Source organism: Micromonospora sp. CPCC 205546, from assembly GCF_036902715.1.
Classification (GTDB): Bacteria; Actinomycetota; Actinomycetes; order Mycobacteriales; family Micromonosporaceae; genus Micromonospora.
Genome location: NZ_JBAKHL010000048.1, coordinates 11,992 through 31,851 on the forward strand (window position 1 = coordinate 11,992; position 19,860 = coordinate 31,851).

The 19,860-nt window shown below is 74.8% G+C and carries 16 protein-coding genes; 8 read left to right on the forward strand and 8 right to left on the reverse strand.

Annotation, left to right across the window (positions count from 1 at the left end):
* Positions 1-330 precede the first annotated feature (330 nt).
* Complete coding sequence (locus V6U77_RS21265; RefSeq protein WP_334608197.1) at positions 331-1,926, forward strand: pectate lyase family protein; 1,596 nt, start codon at positions 331-333, stop codon at positions 1,924-1,926.
* 159 nt (positions 1,927-2,085) lie between these two features.
* Here V6U77_RS21265 and V6U77_RS21270 read toward each other — a convergent pair whose 3' ends face one another.
* From V6U77_RS21270 to V6U77_RS21280, 3 genes are all read right to left on the reverse strand, one after another.
* Positions 2,086-3,258 carry an alanine--tRNA ligase-related protein gene (locus tag V6U77_RS21270; RefSeq protein WP_334608198.1) on the reverse strand — a complete coding sequence of 391 codons (1,173 nt, stop codon included), beginning with the start codon at positions 3,256-3,258 and terminating at the stop codon, positions 2,086-2,088.
* Positions 3,259-3,513: 255 nt separating this feature from the next.
* Positions 3,514-4,656 (reverse strand): fatty acid desaturase family protein, encoded by a 1,143-nt coding sequence (locus V6U77_RS21275; protein WP_334608199.1) that lies wholly within the window; start codon positions 4,654-4,656, stop codon positions 3,514-3,516.
* 15 nt (positions 4,657-4,671) lie between these two features.
* Positions 4,672-5,763 carry a ferredoxin reductase gene (locus V6U77_RS21280; protein WP_334608200.1) on the reverse strand — a complete coding sequence of 364 codons (1,092 nt, stop codon included), beginning with the start codon at positions 5,761-5,763 and terminating at the stop codon, positions 4,672-4,674.
* 85 nt (positions 5,764-5,848) lie between these two features.
* Between V6U77_RS21280 and V6U77_RS21285 the strand changes: the two genes are divergently transcribed.
* From V6U77_RS21285 to V6U77_RS21315, 7 genes are all read left to right on the forward strand, one after another.
* Complete coding sequence (locus V6U77_RS21285; RefSeq protein ID WP_334608201.1) at positions 5,849-7,087, forward strand: PucR family transcriptional regulator; 1,239 nt, start codon at positions 5,849-5,851, stop codon at positions 7,085-7,087.
* 294 nt (positions 7,088-7,381) lie between these two features.
* Positions 7,382-8,710 (forward strand): hypothetical protein, encoded by a 1,329-nt coding sequence (locus V6U77_RS21290; protein WP_334608203.1) that lies wholly within the window; start codon positions 7,382-7,384, stop codon positions 8,708-8,710.
* Positions 8,707-9,792 carry a transporter substrate-binding domain-containing protein gene (locus V6U77_RS21295; protein WP_334608204.1) on the forward strand — a complete coding sequence of 362 codons (1,086 nt, stop codon included), beginning with the start codon at positions 8,707-8,709 and terminating at the stop codon, positions 9,790-9,792. Before V6U77_RS21290 ends, V6U77_RS21295 begins: the two co-directional genes overlap by 4 nt.
* A gap of 14 nt (positions 9,793-9,806) precedes the next feature.
* Positions 9,807-10,676, forward strand: coding sequence for a hypothetical protein (locus tag V6U77_RS21300; RefSeq protein WP_334608206.1), 870 nt, complete (start codon positions 9,807-9,809; stop codon positions 10,674-10,676).
* Positions 10,673-12,853: a serine/threonine-protein kinase gene (locus tag V6U77_RS21305; protein ID WP_334608207.1), complete on the forward strand. Its 2,181-nt coding sequence runs from the start codon at positions 10,673-10,675 to the stop codon at positions 12,851-12,853. Before V6U77_RS21300 ends, V6U77_RS21305 begins: the two co-directional genes overlap by 4 nt.
* Positions 12,854-12,888: 35 nt before the next feature.
* Positions 12,889-14,340, forward strand: a complete 1,452-nt coding sequence (locus V6U77_RS21310; protein WP_334608208.1) for a VWA domain-containing protein — start codon at positions 12,889-12,891, stop codon at positions 14,338-14,340.
* Between the two features lie 6 nt (positions 14,341-14,346).
* Positions 14,347-16,083, forward strand: a complete 1,737-nt coding sequence (locus V6U77_RS21315; RefSeq protein WP_334608210.1) for a hypothetical protein — start codon at positions 14,347-14,349, stop codon at positions 16,081-16,083.
* Positions 16,084-16,122: 39 nt separating this feature from the next.
* Here the strand turns inward: V6U77_RS21315 and V6U77_RS21320 are convergent, their stop codons facing one another.
* From V6U77_RS21320 to V6U77_RS21340, 5 genes are all read right to left on the reverse strand, one after another.
* Complete coding sequence (locus V6U77_RS21320; protein WP_334608211.1) at positions 16,123-16,503, reverse strand: VOC family protein; 381 nt, start codon at positions 16,501-16,503, stop codon at positions 16,123-16,125.
* 21 nt (positions 16,504-16,524) lie between these two features.
* Positions 16,525-16,770: a DUF5988 family protein gene (locus V6U77_RS21325; protein WP_334608214.1), complete on the reverse strand. Its 246-nt coding sequence runs from the start codon at positions 16,768-16,770 to the stop codon at positions 16,525-16,527.
* A 254-nt stretch (positions 16,771-17,024) separates the two neighbouring features.
* Positions 17,025-17,762 (reverse strand): ABC transporter permease, encoded by a 738-nt coding sequence (locus V6U77_RS21330; RefSeq protein ID WP_334608215.1) that lies wholly within the window; start codon positions 17,760-17,762, stop codon positions 17,025-17,027.
* On the reverse strand, positions 17,759-18,700 hold the full coding sequence (locus tag V6U77_RS21335) for an ABC transporter ATP-binding protein (RefSeq protein ID WP_334608216.1): 942 nt from the start codon (positions 18,698-18,700) through the stop codon (positions 17,759-17,761). Before V6U77_RS21335 ends, V6U77_RS21330 begins: the two co-directional genes overlap by 4 nt.
* Before the next feature lie 278 nt (positions 18,701-18,978).
* Positions 18,979-19,653 carry an HAD-IA family hydrolase gene (locus V6U77_RS21340; protein ID WP_334608217.1) on the reverse strand — a complete coding sequence of 225 codons (675 nt, stop codon included), beginning with the start codon at positions 19,651-19,653 and terminating at the stop codon, positions 18,979-18,981.
* Positions 19,654-19,860: the final 207 nt, after the last annotated feature.

Genomic DNA, 19,860 nt, shown 5'->3' on the forward strand with positions numbered 1-19,860 from the left:
GGGCATCGCGCCGCAATCCGGGCAGGGCCTTGCCATATCGACGGGCACCTACCTATCCTCCCTGGAAAGCGCTTTCCGGGCAGGCGCGGCAGCACGACGGGCGAATGGGTCGGGTGCACGGTCACGACACCGTGCGGCCGGCCGACGACCCCGGGCGGTCGGCGCCGGAGCGAGACCACCGGCCCGATGTCCACCTCGAAGAGAGCACCCCCGACCGGGTCCGCCCAGCCAGCCCCGACGGCGACGGGTCGACGGCCTCGACGGCCGGCCGACCCGACCACGGCAGGTGGCAGCGACACCCGGCGATGCGAAACGAGAGACGAGGCGAAGATGAGACGACCAGTCGCACTGCGACTCCAGGTGGCGCTGGCCACGACAGCCGTCGGGGCCGCGATCGGTGTCGCGGTCCTGCCGATGCACGAGGCATCGGCGGCCGCGGGCTCCGCCACCGGCTACGCGACCCAGAACGGCGGGACCACCGGCGGCGCCGGCGGACAGACCGTACGGGTCAGCACGGGAACCGGGATCCACACGGCCCTGTGCACCCGGGCCAGCAGCAGCACCCCGATCGTCATCGAGGTCCAGGGGACCATCAACCACGGCAACACCACCAAGGTGTCGGGCGACAGCTGCAGCACCGCCGCCGGCGTGATCGAGCTCAAGCAGATCAGCAACGTCACGATCATCGGAGTCGGCACCGGAGCGGTCTTCGACCAGCTGGGCATCCACATCCGCGAGTCCAGCAACATCATCATCCGGAACGTGACCGTCCGGAACGTCAAGAAGTCCGGCTCGCCCACCTCAAACGGTGGCGACGCCATCGGCATGGAGAGCGGCGTCCGCAACGTCTGGGTCGACCACGCCACCCTGGAGGCCTCGGGCGGGGAGTCGGAGGGCTTCGACGGCCTGTTCGACATGAAGGACAACACCCAGTACGTGACCCTGTCGTACAGCATCCTGCGCAACTCCGGCCGGGGCGGCCTCATCGGCTCCAGTGAGAGCGACCGCTCGAACGGCTACGTCACGTTCCACCACAACCTCTACGAGAACATCGACTCCCGTACGCCCCTGCTGCGCGGCGGCATCGCGCACGTCTACAACAACCACTACGTGAGCCTGCACGAGTCCGGCATCAACTCCCGCGCCGGAGCCAGGGCCAAGGTGGAGAACAACTACTTCCGCAACTCCAAGGACGTCCTGGGCACCTTCTACACCAGCGAGGCCGGCTACTGGCAGGTCGCCGGCAACGTCTTCGACAACGTGACCTGGTCCAGCCCCGGCAGCGACAACAACCCGGCCGGCCCCGACCCGCAGTCCAACACCACCGTCAGCATCCCGTACGCCTACAGCCTCGACGCGGCCGGCTGCGTGCCGGACGTCGTCCGCCAGACGGCGGGCGCCAACACGGGCCTGCGGGAGTCGAACGGCAGCTGCTCGCCGCAGACGCCGGCACCGACGCCGACCACCCCCACGCCGGGGCCGACCAGCCCGACCCCGGGGCCGACCAGCCCGACCCCGGGGCCGACCAGCCCGACGCCGACGCCGACCAGCCAGCCCGACGGGCCCAACCTCAGCATCGGGGCCGGTTCCGACGGTTCCAGCAAGGCCAGCGGCACGAGCTACGGCAACGTGCGCGACGGCAGCCTGAGCACGTACTGGTCGCCGGCCGGCGCGACCGGGGACATCTCCATCAAGTGGGGTTCCGCCACCACGGTGTCCAGGGTGGTCGTCCGTGAGCCTTCGGGCACCCAGGGCGGCATCGGGTCCTGGCAGCTCGTCAACCACGGCAGCGGCGCCGTCCTGGCCTCCGGCAGCGGGGCGGGCGCGATCACCTTCCCCGCCACGTCACTGACCAAGATCACCTTCAGGATCACCAGTTCGGGCGGCAGCCCGAAGGTCGCCGAGTTCGAGACCTACGCGGGATAGCGACGCGGACCGGGGCCGGCGTTGCCCGGTCCCGGTCCGGCGGCGGCGGCGACCCACCCGGCCCCCGCGCCACCGCCGTCCGCAACGGGGCGGGGGCCGTCGGACACGACGGCCCCCGCCCCCTCGGCCCCGCCTGCCGTCCGGGGTCGGCGGCGACGCTCAGCCCAGCTCGGCGAGCAGGCCGTCGACGAGGTCGCGCGGCAGGCCGTGCGTGTCGTGCAGGTCCCGGTAGTCCTCGTCGGTCAGCGGGCCCCGCAACCGGCGACGGGAGACCACCGGTCGCCCGCGCCGCAGCAGCTCCCGGAACCGCCGCTCCTCGCCGGAGAACACGTCGCGTACCTCGTCGACGGCGACGGGAAGCCGGAACCCGTCGAGGGTGTGCCGCACCGGCGCGGTCGGCAGGTCCGACAGGGTCCTGGACGCCTCGTCGCGCCACAGCGTGGTGAGCGCCCGGCGCAACAGCCGGCGCAGCACGTAGCCGCGGCCGGTGTTCGAGGGTCGTACGCCGTCGGCGACCACCACCACGCCCGCGCGCAGGTGGTCGGCGACCACGCGCCGCGCCCCGTCGGGCAGGCCCCACACGTCGGAGACGCCGCGCACCCAGGGCACGAGACCCTCGCCCTCGTGGACCGAGCGGTGCCCGCGCAGCACCATCTCCAGCCGTTCGAGGCCCATGCCGGTGTCCACGTTGGGCTGCCGCAGCGACGACAGCCGACCGTCGGGATGCCGGTGGTAGCGCATCCCCACGTGGTTCCAGACCTCCATCCACCGCTCGTCGGTGCCGGGGGTGCCGTGGGGCGGGCCGTCGCCGGTCCAGACGAAGATCTCCGTGTCCGGTCCGCACGGCCCGGTCGGGCCGTTGGACCACCAGTTCTCCTCCCCGGTCAGCTCCACGGGCAGGCCCAGCTCACCCCAGGTGCGCAGCGACGGCTCGTCCGGGCCGACCCGGTCGTCGCCGCCGAAGACCGTCACGTGCATCCGGTCGTGCGCCACGCCGAAGCCGTCGCGCAGCAGCTCGTAGCCCCAGCGCAGGCTGCGGGGCAGGTCGTAGTCGCCGAGCGACCAGGAGCCCAGCATCCGGAACAGGGTCAGGTGGGTCGGGTCGCCCACCTCGTCCAGGTCGGTCGTGCGCAGGCAGCGCTGCACGTTCACCAGCCGCCGGCCCAGCGGGTGGGGCCGCCCCTGCAGGTAGGGGGTCAAGGGGTGCATCCCGGAGGTGGTGAAGAGCACCGGGTCGCCCGGCGGCGGGATCAGGGAGCCGTCGGGCACGAGTTCGTGGCCGCGCTCGCGGAAGAAGTCGAGGAAGATGCGGCTGATCGGGTCGTACGTCATGGCGGTGGCCTTTCCGGGTTCGGACGACCGGAAAGGGTCCGACCACCGGGGACCGGCGGGCCGACGGAGACGAGAAAGCCGGCGGACCGTTTCCGGTCGCCGGCGGGAGATGGTGAGGTCAGGCGGCGGCGACCGACGAGCGCGAAGCTCGCGCGGCCGCGGCGGCGAAGAAGCGCCTGATCTCCATGCCCCGACTGTACGCGGACGCCGCGCCGCCGCCCAGCGCGTTTCGCGGCGGGCGGCGGCGCAGGAGGATCAGACGCCGGAGGTGGCGAGGGCCGGGGCGGGGCGCTCGTCGACGCGGCGGGGCGCCTTCCGGTTGGGCAGCGAGAGCCGGACGACCTTCTTCCACGCCGAGAAGACCTGCCGGGGCAGCGAGCCGGTGGTGTACTTCAGCCCGTACCGGTCGAACAGGGCCCGCACCTCGGGAGCGATCTCCTGGTAGCGGTTGCTGGGCAGGTCCGGGAAGAGGTGGTGCTCGATCTGGTACGACAGGTTGCCGGTCATGATGTGCATCAGCCGGCTGCCGCTGATGTTGGCCGAGCCGAGCATCTGCCGCAGGTACCACTCGCCGCGGGTCTCGCCCTCGATCGAGCGCCTGGAGAAGGTCTCCACGCCCTCCGGGAAGTGCCCGCACATGATCACCGAGTGGCTCCACAGGTTGCGCAGGAGGTTGGCGGTGAAGGTGGCGGCCAGCGTGTGCAGGAACGAGGGCCCGGACAGCAGCGGGTGCACGACGTAGTCCTTGAGCACCTGCCGGCGGATCTTGCGGCCCACGGCGCGCGCCCGGGCCCGGAACTCCGGCTTCTTGTGCCGGCCCTTGCGCAGGTTGCGCCCCAGCTCCAGGTCGTACGCGGCGATGCCGTACTCGAAGAAGCAGGCGTTGATGAAGTTCCACAGCGGCTGGCCCAGGTGGAACGGGTGCCACCGCTGGTCCTCGTCGACGCGCATGATGCCGTAGCCGAGGTCGTTGTCCTTGCCGAGGACGTTCGTGTACGTGTGGTGCAGCTCGTTGTGCGAGTGCTTCCACTGGTCGGCGGGCGAGACGTGGTCCCACTCCCAGGTGGTGGAGTGGATCTTCGGGTCGCGCATCCAGTCCCACTGGCCGTGCAGGACGTTGTGGCCGACCTCCATGTTCTCCAGGATCTTGGCCACGGTCAGGCCGGCCGTGCCCACGATCCAGGCGGGCGGGAAGAGGGAGAACAGCAGCACGACCCGGCTGCCCACCTCCAGCTTGCGCTGGGTGGAGATGACCCGGCGGATGTACGCGGCGTCGCGCTCGCCCCGCTCGGCGACCACCCGGGCGCGGATCGCGTCGAGTTCCTTGCCGATGATCTCGATGTCCTCGGCGGTGAGGTGGGCGATCGGGTTGACGGGCTTGTTCTGGATCACGGTCACGTCAGCTACTCCCGGTCAGTGGTCGATGTCGCAGGGGCCGGCCGCCGCCGACACGCAGGTCTGGATGCGGACGCCGTCGCCGGGCACCGCCGTGGTCAGTTCCCCGTTGCGCAGGTCCCGTACCGCGCCCTGGCGCAGCGGCAGCACGCAGCCGAAGCAGATGCCCATCCGGCAGCCCGAGGGCATCAGCACCCCGGCGTTCTCGCCGGCGTCGAGCAGCGGGGTGGCGCCGTCGGCGGAGACGGTGACGCCCGATCGGGCGAAGGTGACGGTGCCGCCCTCTCCCGGCGAGATCACGGTCGGCCGGAACCGCTCGGTGTGCAGCCGGTCGCCGCACCCCCCGGCCGTCCAGTGCTCCTCCAGCGCGTCGAGCAGGCCGACCGGGCCGCACGCCCAGGTCTCCCGGTCCAGATGGTCGGGCACGAGACGGTCGAGGTCGGCCACGGTGAGCAGTCCGTCGGTGTCGGTGTGCCGTTCCACCAGCCGGATCGCGCCGCCGGCGGCCAGGTCCCGAAGCTCGGCGCCGAAGATGACGTCGGCGGGGGTGGGCGCCGAGTGCACCACGACGACGTCGGCACCGCCCAGCGCGCCGGCGCGCAGCATCCCCATCACGGGGGTGACGCCGCTGCCCGCGGTCACGAAGAGCACCCGGGCCGGCGGGCGGCCCGGCAGCACGAAGTCGCCCTGCGCCTGGTCGAGCTGGACCAGCGTCCCGGGTCGGGTCCGGCGCACGAGGTGGTTGCTGACGACCCCGTCGGGGATCGCCTTCACAGTGACCGTGATCGGCCCGCCCCGGCGCGTCGGGGCGGAGGTGACCGAGTAGGCCCGCCACTGGCGTACGCCGTCGACGTCGACGCCGAGGCGGACGTACTGCCCGGGGGTGTGCCCGCGCCAGTCGCGGCCGGGCCGGATCAGCAGCGTCGCCGCGTCGGGGGTCTCGGGGCGTACGGCGAGGATCCGGCCGCGCAGGTCGGCGCCCGAGCGCAGCGGGGCGACCAGGTCGAGGTAGTCGTCGGGCAGCAGCGGGGTGGTGACCGACGCGGCCAGCCGGAGGATCCGGCCCCGCAGGGCCGCCTTCCCGGAGGGGTTCGGGACGGTGGTGGTCATGATTCGATGGTCGCCCGCAGAATGGCATAAAATCTTGACCTACGAAGGTGAACCGGACGAGACTTTTTGTGCGGAGGGAACAAACGTGTCTGAACGCTCCGAGGCCACGCGGCGCGCGGCGCGCCTCGAGTTGGACGCCGCGGTGGCCGGCGAGCTGCACGACCGGCTGCCCCTGCTCGCCGAGCGCACCGTCACCGCCATCACCGCCGAGATACCGAGCTACTCCGGCGCCCTGACCGGCCAGATGCGCGAGAAGATCGAGACGGCGGTGCAGCTCGCGCTCGGCACGTTCCTCCAGCTCATCGGGCGTTCCCAGGGCGGCGACCCGAGCACCCCGCTGGTCGGCGCGCTCGAGGCCGCGTACGCCCTCGGCAGCGGCGAGGCGCGCTCCGGCAGGAGCATGGACGCCCTGCTCGCCGCGTACCGCGTCGGCGCCCGGGTCTCCTGGCGGGAGATGTCGACCACCACGGTGCAGGGCGGATCGTCCGCCGCCACCGTCGCCGAGTTCGCCGAGCTGATGTTCGCGTACATCGACGAGCTCTCCGCCGCGAGCGTGGCCGGACACGCCGACGAGCTGGCCAGCGCCGGTCAGGCCCGGCGACGCAACCTGGAACGGCTCACCCAGCGGCTGCTCGCCGGGGAGCCCGAGGAGGCGCTGCTGCGCAGCGCCGAGCGGGCCGACTGGCCGCCGCCGCAGACCCTCACCGTCGTCCTGCTGCCCCGGGCCAACCTGCGGGCCGCGCTCACGCGCCTGCACCCCCACACGCTGGAGAGCGGCGACGACCCGCCGGCCGGCGGCGCGGGCGAGGACCTGGCGGTGCTGCTGGTGCCCGACACTCACGGCGAGCGGCGGCGCCAGCTCGCCCGGGTGCTGCACGGGCGCCGCGCGGTGCTCGGCCCGCCCCGGCCCTGGACGCGGGTCGCCTCCTCCTACCAGCGGGCGGTCCGGGCCCTGTCGCTCGGCCTGCGCCCGGGCGACGACGGGCCGGCACTGGACACCGAGGAACACCTCGCCGAGCTGGTGCTGAGCACCGACCCGGAAGGGCTCGCCGACCTGCGCGCCCGGGCCCTGGCGCCGCTGGCGTCACTGGCGCCCGGCACCGCCGACCGGCTGGCCGAGACGCTGCGCTCCTGGCTGCTGCACCAGGGGCGGCGCGACGACGTCGCCGCCGACCTCTTCGTGCACGCGCAGACCGTCCGCTACCGGATGGGCAAGCTGCGCGAGCTGTACGGCGAGCGCCTGACCGATCCGGCGACCGTCCTCGAGCTCACCCTCGCCCTGGCCTTCCCGCCCCGCAGCGGAGCCGACGCCCCACCGGCCTGACCGTCTCCCTGGGTGGCCGAGCAGTGACGCTGTGGTCAGATACCGGACATACGCGTGCCTCCCGGGCCCGGGAGGTGTCACCCTGAGCCTCCCCCGCCCCTGATCACCCGACCGGCCACCGGCCCGCGCGCCGCAGGCCCGCCGGTGGACCGGCCGGCGGGCGGACGGGACCGCGACGCCTTCCGTCAGGAGGCCGCCGGGCGGGTCCGCGGCGAGCGGAGGGCGAGCATGGCGTCGCACACGGGGGACGATTCCGGGGCCGACCGTCCGGCTCCGGCCGCCGGACCCGCACGCGTGCGCGACGCGCCCCGGCTGCGCGACGCGCTGCGCACGACCCCGGCACTGATCGTGCTCAGCGGCGCCGTGCTGGTCGCCGCGTTGGCCGCCACCGCCACCGTCGCCGTGCAGTCCCGCGCGTCGGCCACCACGCTGGGCGAGCGGTCGGCGGCCACCGCGGTGGGCACCAGCACCACCGCGCGGGAGATCTACCGGGGCCTCGCCGACGCCGACGTCGCCGCCAGCGCCGTCTTCCTGCTCCCACCGGCCGAGGACCGGCGGGCCTCGCTGGTGACCGCCTACGACGCGTCCGTGCACGAGGTCGAGCGCACGCTGACCGACTCGATGGGCAACGCCGTCGGCGACCCCGACCGCCTCACCCGGCTGGCGACGATCGCCGCCCGGCTGAAGGTCTACCGGGACGTGGTCTGCGCCGCCCTGCGGGTGGCCGGTCCGCTGCCCGCGGCGGGCACGGGGAACCGGCGCCCCTGCCCGAGCGCGGGGTCGGCGGAGCAGACCGGCGCGGGCAGCCCGGCGGCCCGCGCGGTCCTCGCCTCGGCGTACGCCCGGGAGGCCTCGCACTACATGTCCACCGAGCTGCTCACCGCGGCCCAGGCCCTGTGGAACTACGACACCAGGCTGCTGCTCGACGCCCGCGCCGACGCCCGCCCGTGGCTGGCCGCCTCGGTTCTGGCGCCGCTGGCCACCCTCGCCGCCCTGGTGGTGGTGCAGGTGTGGCTGCGCCGGCGGACCCGGCGTCGACTGAACGCAGGGCTGCTGCTGGCCTCGCTCGGCACCACGGCCGTGCTGGCCATGCTGGCCTCCTCCTGGTGGCACTGGCCGGACGCCGACCGGGGGTTCCCGGAGCTGGAGCGGGCGATCGACGCGCAGAGCGCCACCCAGCAACGGCTCGGTGCCCTGCTGGCCGGCCGGGCCGACGTCTACCTCGGGCTGGGCGCGAGCGTCGACCCGGCCGGGCACAAGGCGGCCTTCGACAGCCGGGACCTCTGCCGGCCCCCGGCCGCCGGGCCGGCGCCGCCCGGGGACCGCATCGACTGCACCGCCCTGGAGGAGACGGTCTGGCCGGCCCGGCAGAGCAAGGCGCCCGACGCCTTCCGAGGCGCGGTCGACACCGTGCTCGGCGGGGGATCGGCGGGCCGGGCCTTCGTCGCCGCGGAGACGCACCTGCTGACCGAACTGACCACCCGCAACGAGGAGGTCTCCCGGATGGTCGCGGGCCTGCCCGAGGCGCGCCGTCACCTGGGCGGCGCCGCCGCCTGGGTCACCCTGCTCGCCGCCGCCGCCGTGGTCGCCGGGCTGCGCCGGCGCTACCGGGAATACCAGTGACCACCCCCCGACGCACCCCGGCGAGGCGCGCCCGACGCCGGGCCGCGTCGCTCGCGCTCCTGGCGGCGCTGACCGGCTGCGCCGCGCCCGCGACACCCACCCCCGCGCCCCCGGCGCGGCCACCGGGGGTGGCGACGGCGCCGACCACCGACGCGACCGGCGGTGTCTGCCCGGTACGCCGCAGCCTCCCTCCGGACCCGACACCGCCACGCCGGATCCTCGACAGGGGCGAACTGGTCGCGGGCGTGGACCCGTCGGACGCCACGATGAGCCACTGGGACGCCAGCACCCAGCGGTTCGAGGGCTTCAACATCGAGCTGATGCTGGCGGTGGCCCGCGCCCTCTGGCCCTCCGACGACCCGCGCCGCCGGCTCACCTTCAAGGCGGTGCCGCCCGGCCAGGGTGCCTTCACCATGCTCGACAGGGGCGAGATCGACGTGGTCGCCACGTCGCTGACCGCGTCCTGCGAGCGGGCCCGCCGGGTGCTGTTCTCCAACGACTACCTCGACTCCGGACAGACGGTGCTGGTCCGCCGGCACCCCGACGGCACGCCCGAGTTCGCGGGCATGGAGCAGCTCGGCGGTCGGCGGGTCTGCGCCGCCGCGAACACCACCTCGCTGGCGATGATCGCCGGCTACCGCACCGCGGGAGGCCTGCGGCCGGTCCCGGTACACGCCCCCCACCCGGTCGACTGCCTGGTCCTGCTGCGTCAGGGTCAGGTCGACGGGGTCAGCACCGACGACAACATCCTGCTGGGCTTCACCCAGATGGCTCCGGACACGACGCTGGTGACCGAGGCGCCCCGCCCGGAGCGGCGGTCCTGCGTCCACCATCGCGACGAGAACTGCACCTGGTTCACCGACGAGCCGCACGCCTTCGCGTTCCACCTGACCGACGGTCGGGACCTGGTCGCGTTCGTCAACCACGTGCTGGCGCAGCCGCGTACCGCGAAGGTGTGGCAGGAGGCCCACGACCGCTGGCTCGCCGGCCACCGGGACCGGGGCATGCCCTCGCCCGGGCCGGCGACCACCGCGTGGCCGCCACCGGACCCCGCGCCGGCCACCCCCCGGCCGGCCGACTGATGGGCGGTGGGTGAATGGCCGTGCGGGAACGCCTCGACGCCACCCTCACCGCGCACGCCTGGATCTGCGAGCACCTGCTCGACGTGCAGCAGCTGGTGACGGACGCCTTCCGGCAGCCCGACGGCCCGGCCGCCGCGCCCGCGCAGGAGGCCCGGGACCTGCTGCACCGGCTCGGCTGCCTGTCGCTGGCCCTCGACCGGCTGGTGGACGACCTCGACGGCGTCGAGGAGTCGACGCCGGCGGGTGAGGAGGCGCTGGCCCGGTTGCTGACCGAGCCGTGCCAGGTCCGGTTCACCGCGGCCACCGGCGAACCGGTGGCCGTGGAGGCCATGAGCGTCCAGGAGATCCTGGTCGCGGCCCGCGAACACGTGGCCCGGATCCGCCGGATCGTCGACGCGTACGGCCGGGAGCGCCTGGCGGTCCGGGCGCGGCGGCTGCGCTCCTCGGTCGAGCGGCTGCGGCGACTCGCGACGGACGCCGCCGGCGAGGGGCTGGGCGACGGGACGGATCCGCTGGCGCCGCTCGCGGTCGAGGGGCTGCTGGACCGGCTCGCCGCCGCCGAGGCGACGGGCGGGGGCCAGTGGTGGCGCGGCGACGTGCAGCCGGAACGCGACGACGGGTCCCTGGGGGCCGCCGTCGACCGGGCGGTGGAGCGGACCGACACCGCGCGACGCCGGCTGCGCCGCGACTGCCACGTGGAGCTGACCGGGCGGTTGGAGGCCTACCGGCAGAAGGCCGCCGACGAGGGCCGGGCCGAGCAGCCGGAGGTCGAGCGGGCCTACCGCGAGGCGCTGGCCGCGCTGCGCCCCGGCGCGTTCGCGGTGACCGACGCGAGCCGGGCGGTGCGCAACTACCAGCGGATCGTGAACGGGGGCACGCGATGACGGCGAGCGGCTGCGCGGAACGCAACTGCCCGGGCACCGTCGACCAGGACGGGTTCTGCCGGCTGTGGGGCCACGAGTGCTCCGGCGTCGGCGCGGGCGCCGAGCCCGGGGCGGTCGGCGCGGCGGTCCGGGTGCCGGAATTCGAGCCACGGCCGCCGCGTACGCCGTCGCGTCCGTGGGAGCGCGCGGCCGTGCTGCCGACCGCGCGGCCCCACGATCCCCTGACGGCGGTGGTGTCGCAGCCGGTCGTGCCGGAGCACTCCCGCTACTGCGGCAACACGAGGTGCCACCGCCACCGCGGTCCTCGGCTGCCCCGGGTCACCGGGTTCTGCCCCGACTGCGGCACCCGGTACTCCTTCACCCCGCCGCTGGCCGACGGCGACCTGCGCGCCGGGCGCTACCGGATCGAGGGCTGCCTGGGCAACGGCGGGGTCGGCTGGGTGTTCCTCGCCCGCGACGAGGACATGGACGGCGCGTGGCGGGTGCTGAAGGGGCAACGCAACCCGGAGGACCGGGAGGCCATCGCGGCGTTCGTCGCCGAACGCCAGGCGCTGATCGCGCTGAACCACCCGAGGATCGTCACCATCACCCACGCGCTGCGGCCCGAGTCCGACCGGGACGCCGGCTACCTGGTGATGGAGTACGTCAACGGCGGCACCCTGGAGGAGGCGCGCAGCGCGGCCGGCCCGGGCGGCGGGTCGTGCGCCGTCGACGTCGCGCAGGCGCTGGGATACGCCGTGCAGATCCTCGACGCCTTCGAGTACCTGCACGACCAGGGCTGGCTGTACTGCGACCTCAAGCCGGAGAACGTGATGCGGGTCGGCGGGCAGGGCGCCAACGACCCGATCAAGCTCGTCGACTTCGGCGCGGCCCGCCGGATCGACAACACGGTGAGCCCGGCGTGGGGCACCGCGGGCTTCACGGCGCCGGAGGTGGAGCGGCTCGGACCCGCCGGCCCGAGCGTGCGGTCGGATCTCTACACCGTCGGCCGGACGCTCGCCGCGCTGACCCTGGTGCCCCGCTCCACCGAGGTGATCCGGATCCCGTCGGGTCAGGACGTGCTGCGGCTGCCCGTGCCCGCGCGGCTCGACCCGTACCTTCGGCTGCTCGCCCGCGCCACCGCCGTCGAGCCGGAGGACCGGTTCGCCTCCGCGGCCGAGATGCGCGAGCAGGTCAGGGGCGTACGACGGCAGGTCGGCTCGGCGGGCGACGGCGTGCCCCGGCCGATCCGCTCCACCCTGTTCAGTCCGTCCACGTGCGCCTTCGCGCTGCACACCGACCGCGACGCCCTCGACGTCGTGGAGATCATGCTCGGCCTGCCCGTGCCCCTGGTCGACGGCGCCGACCCGGCCGCAGGGTTCCTCGCCTCGCTCGGCCCGGTCGATCCGGCCGAACTCATCGAGCTGTTGCGGACCGCCCCGCAGCGCACCGCGCAGGTGACCTACCGCGCCGTGCGGGCCCACCTCGCCGCCGGCCGGGTGGACGAGGCGGGGCCGCTGCTCGCCGACTTCCCCGAGGAGCTGCGCGACTGGTCGCTGTGGTGGCACCGGGGCCTGGTGGCCCTGGTGGGGCGCGACACCGCCGCCGTCCGGCGCCGCTTCGAACAGGTCTACGGCTGGCTGCCCGGCGAGGTGTCCACCCGGCTGGCGTACGCGGTGGCCTGTGAACTCGACGGCGACCCGAGGACCGCCGCCGACCACTACCGGGGGGTGTGGGACGCCGACCCGACGATGGTGGGGGCGGCTTTCGGGCTGGCTCGCTGCCTGCTGCGGACGGCCGACGCCCGCAGCGCGGCGGACGCCCTGCTGCGGGTGCCGGAATCCTCCCGCGCCTCGACGGTGGCGGTGTCCTGCGCGGTGCGCATCCTGCTCGACGCGCCGGACGACGGGCACCGGCTCGAGACCGCGCTCGACGCCGCCGCGATCGTCGACAAGCTGCCCGCGTTCGGCGAACGCGAGGAGGTGGAGGCGCACATCCTGCGGATCGCGCTCGACTGCGACCTCACCGGGGGGCGCCACGCCGGCCGGCGGCTGTTCGGTCACCGGCTCGACGAGGACGCCCTGCGCCGCGCCTTCGAACGCCGGTGCCGCTCGCGCGCCCGGCGCACCGCCGACCCGCGGGAACGCATCGCCCTCGTCGAGCTGGCCAACGCGTACCGGCCGGTGACGTGGTGGTGATCCCCAGCACCGGCCCCGACGGAAAGAGGTCATCCGTGTCCCCCGTCAACGAGCTGCCGCTGCGGCTGCGCGTGCACCACACCGAGTGCGTCTCCGCCGACGGGGCGGTGCTCGACGTCGTCGCCACCGTACGGGGTGAGGAGCCGGCCCACGGGGAGGTGCGGCACGACGGCCTCGCGGAGGTGATCCTGCTCGACTCGTCGGGCTCCATGGGGGCGCCCCAGGCCAAGATGCGCGCCGCCCGGCAGGCCACCGCCGCGGCCATCGACGCCCTGCCCGACGGGGTCGCGTTCGCGGTCGTGTCCGGCACCGCCCACGCCACGATGGTCTACCCGGGCGACCGGCGCCTGGCGGTCGCCGACGAGTCCACCCGCGCCGCCGCCCGCAACGCGCTGCGGCACGTGGCGCCGCACGGCGGCACGGCCATCGGCACCTGGCTGCTGCTGGCCCGCCAACTGCTGGCGACGCGCCCGGACGCCATCGGGCACGTCATCCTGCTCACCGACGGGCGCAACGAGTCCCAGCGGCCCGCCGACCTGCGGGCGGCGGTGGACGAGTGCGTGGGCCGCTTCACCGTCGACTGCCGCGCCATCGGCTCCGCCGACGGCGTGCACGACTGGGACGCGGCGGAGCTGCTGGGCATCGCGGAGGCGTTGGGGGCCAACCCGGTCGTGCCGGTCGAGGACCTCGCCGGGCTCGCCGACGAGTTCCGGGCGGTGCTGAACCGGGCGATGTCCCGGCGGGTCCCCGACGTCCGGCTGCGCGTACGCACCACCGGGCTGGCCCGGGTCCGCTTCGTCAAGCAGGTGCACCCGGCCCTCGCCGATCTCAGCGGGCGCGGCGAGCCGGCCGGCGAACTGGCCACCGACTACCCGGTCGGCGCGTGGAGCCCGCACGACCAGCGGGACTACCACGTCGCCCTGGAGGTCGACGCGATGGCGCCCGGGGCGCGGCGGCGCATCGGCTGGCTGAGCGTCCACGCCGGTGCGGACGCCACGCCGGTCGAGGCGCCGCTCACGGTGGAGTGGACCGAGGACGCCCTGCGCTACTCGGAGATCAACGAGAGCGTGGCGTACTACACCCGCCAGCAGGACTACGCGGCGGCGGTCCAGCGGGGACTGGCGGCCGCCCGGGCCGGGCGGGTCGCGGAGGCGGAGGAGCACCTCGGGCACGCGGTGGCGCTCGCCCACGCCACGGGCCGCGACGACGACGTCGCCCTGCTCGCCCGCGTCGTGGACGTCCTGGACGTCGCCGGCGGCCGGGTCCGCCTCAAGCCCGACGTCGACGCCCGGCTCACGCAGTCCTCGCTGGTCGTGGCCCACCAGACGTCCCGGTGGGGACCGCAGGATCCGCCGGCGCAGCGGGCCGCGCCGGCCGGACCGCCCGCACCGTGGCGGCACTGCGGCGAGGATCAGGGCGGCGTGTACTGCGAGGGATGCGGCGCCCACCACCTGTCGGCGGGCCAGCCGGACGCGGGCCGGTCCTGACCGCTGATGGGCCTCGACGTCTCGGACCAGCTCGCCAGTGTCGTCGGCGGCACGGTGACGCTCCTCACCGGGATCGTCACCGTGGCCATCGCCGTCCGCCACCAGATCCGGGCCCGCGGCGACTGGTGGAGATCGCTGGGCCCGGTGTGGCGCGGCGAGGAGGATGCCGACATCGTCCACCCGTACCGCTTCGGCGGCTACGTCAAGCCACTGTCCGAGGTGTACGTGCCGCGCCGCGCGGTGCCGCGGCTCGCCCCGTCCGGCGACGGCGTCGACGTGGCGGACCTGTTCAGCGGCACCGGCAACGTGCTGCTGATCGGGGAGCCGGGCAGCGGGAAGACGGCACTCGTGCGCTACGGGAGCGCCTGCTCGGCGCGACGGTGGCTCGCCGGGGGCGCCCGGCGCCGGCCCTGCCCGTCCGAGCCGGTGCTGGTGAGTCTGCCGGCCGCCGCCCTGGCCCACCAGTCGCTGCCCGCCGCGCTCGCCGAGGCGTACCCCTGCGACGGCGCGCCGCTCGACGTCGAGCGGGCCCCCGGCCCCGGGCGGCGGTGGCTGGTCTGCGTCGACGCGCTCGACGCCGTCACCGACCCGGACGAGCGGGCCGTGGTCCTCAACCGCCTGGCGGAGCTGGCCCGCGCCCCGGATCCGTCCGGCGCGGCGCGGCCCTGGCGGCTGCTGGTGACCACGCGGCACCTGGCGGAGGACGAGCTGGCCGTGCTCGGCGACGGTTACTCCGCGTACCATCTGGCGCCCTTCACCGACGCCGACGTGGCGCTGCTGGCGGCCCACTGGTTCCCGGACGCCGCCAGCGCCCGCGGGTTCCTGGAGTGGACCCACACCCAGGGCATCACCGGGCCGATGCACAATCCGCTCACCGCCACCATCGCGGTGCTGGTCTGGGGGGGCGGACAGGCGGGTGCGGCCCCGCAACCCGGGCCGGCGGCCCTGCTCGACGAGTTCGTCCGCGCCCTGCTGCACGGCGGGCGGGACAGCCTCGACGCGACCTGTGCGGCGTTACGGCGCCGTCCGCCGGCGGGCGAGGCGGTCGCCGACTGGCTGGCCACCCGGCACGCCGAGCTGGTCGAGGTGGCCGCGACCGCCGCCGGCGCCGGCGCCGACCCGGTGGCGGCGGTCGTCGAGTGGTCGGCGGCCCACGCCCCTGCTCCCCCGGCGCGGGTGCTGCCGGACTGGCCCGGGCGCGTACGGCAGATCCTGCTCGCCACCGATCTGTTCCGGGCCGACCGGCGCGGGCTGTGCTCGGTCTGGCCCAGCCTGGTGGAGTACCTGGCGGCCGGGCCGCTCGCCCGCGACTGGCGGCCCGACGAGTGGGTGACGCTGATGAACACGGGTTCGACGCGGTTCGTCGCGTTGCAGGCGATCAGCCGGGCCGCCGTCGCGCCGGCCTTCCTGCGCGCCCGGCTGGCGCAGCCGCGGGGGGCCATCGCCGCCGGCCACCTGCTCGCCGGGCGCAGCACGGCCGGAGCCGGCGCGCCGTCGTTCCGGGCGGACGTGCTGGCGGCGCTGCTCACCCACTGGTCCGCCGGGCAGGAGGTCCCCGCCGGCCGGGACGCCGCGCGGGAGTGCTACTCGCTGCTGACGACGCTGGCGGCGGACCGGGCCGACCGGGACCTGCTGCACGAGATCGCCGCGGATCCACGGCGGCCGGGAGACGTCCGCCGGGCCGCCGCGCTCTTCTTCGCCGTACGCACCCGCGACGCCCACCGCTCCCGGGCAGCGCGTTGACGGCCGGCCCGAGAGAGCGGTGGGCGGGCGGGCGTCCGGCTACGCCGCCCGCGGTGGGCCGACGACGCTCCAGCACAGGCCGGCGGGGTCGCGCAGCGTCACCTGGCGCGACGGGTCCGCCGGCGTCTCGACACGGGCACCGGCGGCCACCGCCCGGCGCAGCACCGCCTCGGGGTCGGTCCGCTCGATAGTCAACACGTCGTCGCGGTCCTCGGCCGCCGACGGGGCACCAGCCTCGTGCCACTCGCTCACGGTCAGGCGGTGCCCGCCGACGGCCAGTTCCGCGTGCAGGACGTGCCCGTCCAGCAGACACTCCCGTTCGATCGCGACGGCGTCGAAGACGCCCGTGTAGAAGGCGATCGCCTCGTTCGTGTCGTCGACCGTCAGGTGGGGGCCCGGCGGGTGGTTCTGTGCCCTCATGAGACTGCTGCGCCCCTCTCCCTACTCGGCGATCCGGGTCCGACCGGTCCAGCGGAAGACCACCGGCAGTTCGACCGTCGCCGGGGCGGAGCCCCGCTCGAAGTGTTCGTACCCGCCGTAGTGCAGGACCTTGATCTTCTCCTCCGCCCCGGCCACCCGGCGACTGCGCAGGTCGGGCGGCAGATCGGCCGGGCCGCCCTCCAGGACGGCGTCGATGACGCCGACGGCGTCCCGGGTGACCGGATCAGCTTGCGAAACGTCCTTCATGGCACGACCTCCGTCGCATTCCGCACACCTCGGACGGGCCGCCGCGGGGCGGCGGACGCGTCCACACAGGCCTGACGACACCCGTTGCCGGGTGAACGGACGCTTCGCGGTCGAACGTCCTTGTCCGGTGACCGGCCGCCCGTTCTGCTCCGAACGTAATCCAGATCACATTCCGCCGACACCCTTAGGGCACCCCTAGGAACGGCCCTGGGCAGCGAGGATGTCCCCCGCACCGACCACGTCGGTGCGGGGGATCACTCCCAGCGGAAGAACCGGGTGGCCGCCGCGGAGGCGACCACGGCCGTCACGGCCAGGGCGATCAGCTGCGGCAGCTCGGGGTTGGCGCCCGCCCACGCCGCACCGAGCGTGTCCACCGTGGCGCCGAGCGGCGAGTAGTCGGCGACGGCGGCCAGGGCGGCCGGCATCCGGTCGCGGGGCAGCCATGCGCCGGCCAGGAAGAGCAGCGGGAAGAACAGCGCGGGCCCGATCGACTGCGCCGCCCTGGCCGACGGCGCCAGCGCCGCGATCAGCAGGCCGACGGCGAAGAGGCATGCCACCCCCAGGAGGAAGGCCAGCACGAACCCGGCGAAGTTGGCCGGCGCCGGCTGGTCCAGCAGGAACCGTACGGCGGTCGCGGTGACCACCGCGCCGAGCACGCCCATCACGAGGTTGACCACCACCTGGGCGACGAGCAGGAGGCCGGGCTGCACCGGGGTCGTCGCCAGGCGGCGCAGGACCCGGCGTTCCCGGTAGATGCCCAGCGCCATCGGCAGGGTGAACAGCGCGAGCATGCCGATGGTGAGAGCCAACGCGAGCGACGGCAGGAAGGTCTGCTCGGCGTGCTGCCCGGTGTCGGCGGCCGTACCGGCGCGCTGCGGCAACCCGAAGACGAGCATCAGGCCGATCGGCAGGGCGAAGACGAAGAACAACGACACCGGTTCCCGCAGGAACAGCTTCGCCTCGACGGCGATCAGCTTGGACAGGGCGCTCACGACGACCTCCCGTCGGTCGGGGACTGCGCGGCGGTCCGGCTCCCACGGCCGGTGAGGGCGACGAACGCGTCGTCGAGGCTGGGCTGCTCGACCCGGAGATCCGTGTAGTGGACGCCGCGCCCGTTGAGCACGGACATGACCGACTGGAGCACGTCCTTCGTGCCGGTCACCGTCACCTCCTCGCCGTAGCGGGTCACCCCGGTCACGTCGGGCGAGGCGAGCAGCAGGGCGTCCTCGACCGGCTCGGCGGGACGGAAGTACACCCGGTGCTCGGTGCCCACGCGGGTGAGCAGGCCGGCGGGGCTGTCGATGGCCACCACCCGCCCCTTGTCGATGATCGCGAGCCGGTCGCAGAGGCGTTGCGCCTCCTCCATGAAGTGGGTGACCAGCACGACGGTGACGCCCCGGTCGCGGATCCGCTCGACCAGGTCCCAGGTGTCCCGGCGGCCCTGCGGGTCGAGGCCGGTGGTCAGCTCGTCGAGGATGGCGACCTCCGGCCGGCCGACCAGGGCCAGGGCCACCGACAACCGCTGCTTCTGCCCGCCGGAGAGCTTCTGGAAGTAGGTGTTGCGCTGTTCGGCCAGGCCGAGGTCGGTCAGCAGCTCGTCGATGTCGGCCCGGTTGCGGTAGAAGGAGCGGTACAGGTCCAGCGCCTCCCACACCTTCACCTTGTCCGGCAGCTGGCTCTCCTGGAGCTGGGCACCGACGCGCTGACGCACCTCGGTGCGGTCGCGGACCGGGTCGAGCCCGAGCACCCGGATGGTGCCGCCGTCGGGACGACGCAGTCCCTGCACGCACTCGACCGTGGTGGTCTTGCCGGCCCCGTTCGGCCCGAGCACACCGAAGATCTCGCCCTGCTCGACCGTGAAGGAGACGTCGTCGACCGCGATCTTCTCGCCGTACCGTTTCTGCAGATGATCGACTTCGATGACCGGCATGGGGCGTGGTCCTCCTTCACGTGCGGGTTGCCGTCGCAAAGGGCAGGACCCCTCGGCTGATCGCGGCGTCGCTTGCGGGAACGGGCCGGTGCCGGCCGGAGCCAGGTCGACCGACGCCCGACATCATCCGGCCAACCGATGCGTCGATCAACTGTTCAGCTGACGAATCGGGGGTGCCGGTCGGCGGATGCGACCCGGGACAGGGGTACCGGGCACGAACGCACCCCGGGGGCAGGGGTGTCGGCCGCTCACCGGAGGTGTCCGTCCGCGCGTGCCGGTCACCGACGGGCCGGGCAGAACGCCAGCAGCTCGTCGAGCCGGCTCAGGACGACGTCCGGGCCGGCGGCGCGCAGGGTCTGCTCGTCGGACTCGCCCCACAGCGCGGCCACCGCCAGCACCCCGGCCGCCCGTGCGCTCGCCAGGTCGCTGGGTGCGTCGCCGAGCATCAGCGCCTCGTCCGGCCGGGCCCCGAGCAGGCGCAGCGCCCGCCGCACGATGTCCGGAGCGGGCTTCGGCCGGGGCACCTCGTCCGAGCCCACCACGTGGTCGACGAGCGGGAGCAGGTCGAGGCGGCCGAGCAGGTCCCGGGCGCGTACGCCGCTGCGGCCGGTGGCCACGGCCAGCCCGATCCCCCGACGGCGGAGGGTGGCGAGCAACTCCGGCACCCCGTCGACGGGGGTGACCCGGTGCGCGAGGCGGTTGCTCTCCCGCACGAACGGCCCGGCCAGCGTCGCCGGCAGGCCCATCAGCTCCAGCACCTCCGGCAGGTACCGGCCCGGGTGGCGGCAGTACTCCTCGACCGGGGCGACGCCGCCGCCGACGACCTCGGCGTACGCGAGGGCGAACGCCTCCCGGGCCACGGCGAGGCTGTCGACCAGCACCCCGTCGAGATCGAGCACCACGGCCCGGACGCCACCGGGCACCGCCGTCCACGCCGTCGCGTCCGCGACCACCGACGCCACCTCCCGTCCGTCCGACCCGGCCCGCGCCGGCCGGTAGGGGTGGCAGGCCGCCGGGCCCCCGACTACGGTCAGGACCGTCGTCCGGGCCCGCGGTCGCGGCGCACGCGCCACCCGGATCCGCCGGCGTCACCGACCCTACCGGCGTCCCGGATGCCCGTCGGCGGTGCCGGCGTGTCCCACCGGGCGGCCCGGGTCCGA

What these genes read in the sequence shown, in the direction of transcription:
- V6U77_RS21270 (WP_334608198.1), bottom strand. Translation starts at nt 3,258, where the DNA reads ATGACGTACGACCCGATCAGCCGCATCTTCCTCGACTTCTTCCGCGAG.
- V6U77_RS21335 (WP_334608216.1), bottom strand. Translation starts at nt 18,700, where the DNA reads ATGCCGGTCATCGAAGTCGATCATCTGCAGAAACGGTACGGCGAGAAG.
- V6U77_RS21305 (WP_334608207.1), top strand. Translation starts at nt 10,673, where the DNA reads ATGACGGCGAGCGGCTGCGCGGAACGCAACTGCCCGGGCACCGTCGAC.
- V6U77_RS21325 (WP_334608214.1), bottom strand. Translation starts at nt 16,770, where the DNA reads ATGAAGGACGTTTCGCAAGCTGATCCGGTCACCCGGGACGCCGTCGGC.
- V6U77_RS21265 (WP_334608197.1), top strand. Translation starts at nt 331, where the DNA reads ATGAGACGACCAGTCGCACTGCGACTCCAGGTGGCGCTGGCCACGACA.
- V6U77_RS21280 (WP_334608200.1), bottom strand. Translation starts at nt 5,763, where the DNA reads ATGACCACCACCGTCCCGAACCCCTCCGGGAAGGCGGCCCTGCGGGGC.
- V6U77_RS21320 (WP_334608211.1), bottom strand. Translation starts at nt 16,503, where the DNA reads ATGAGGGCACAGAACCACCCGCCGGGCCCCCACCTGACGGTCGACGAC.
- V6U77_RS21300 (WP_334608206.1), top strand. Translation starts at nt 9,807, where the DNA reads ATGGCCGTGCGGGAACGCCTCGACGCCACCCTCACCGCGCACGCCTGG.
- V6U77_RS21315 (WP_334608210.1), top strand. Translation starts at nt 14,347, where the DNA reads ATGGGCCTCGACGTCTCGGACCAGCTCGCCAGTGTCGTCGGCGGCACG.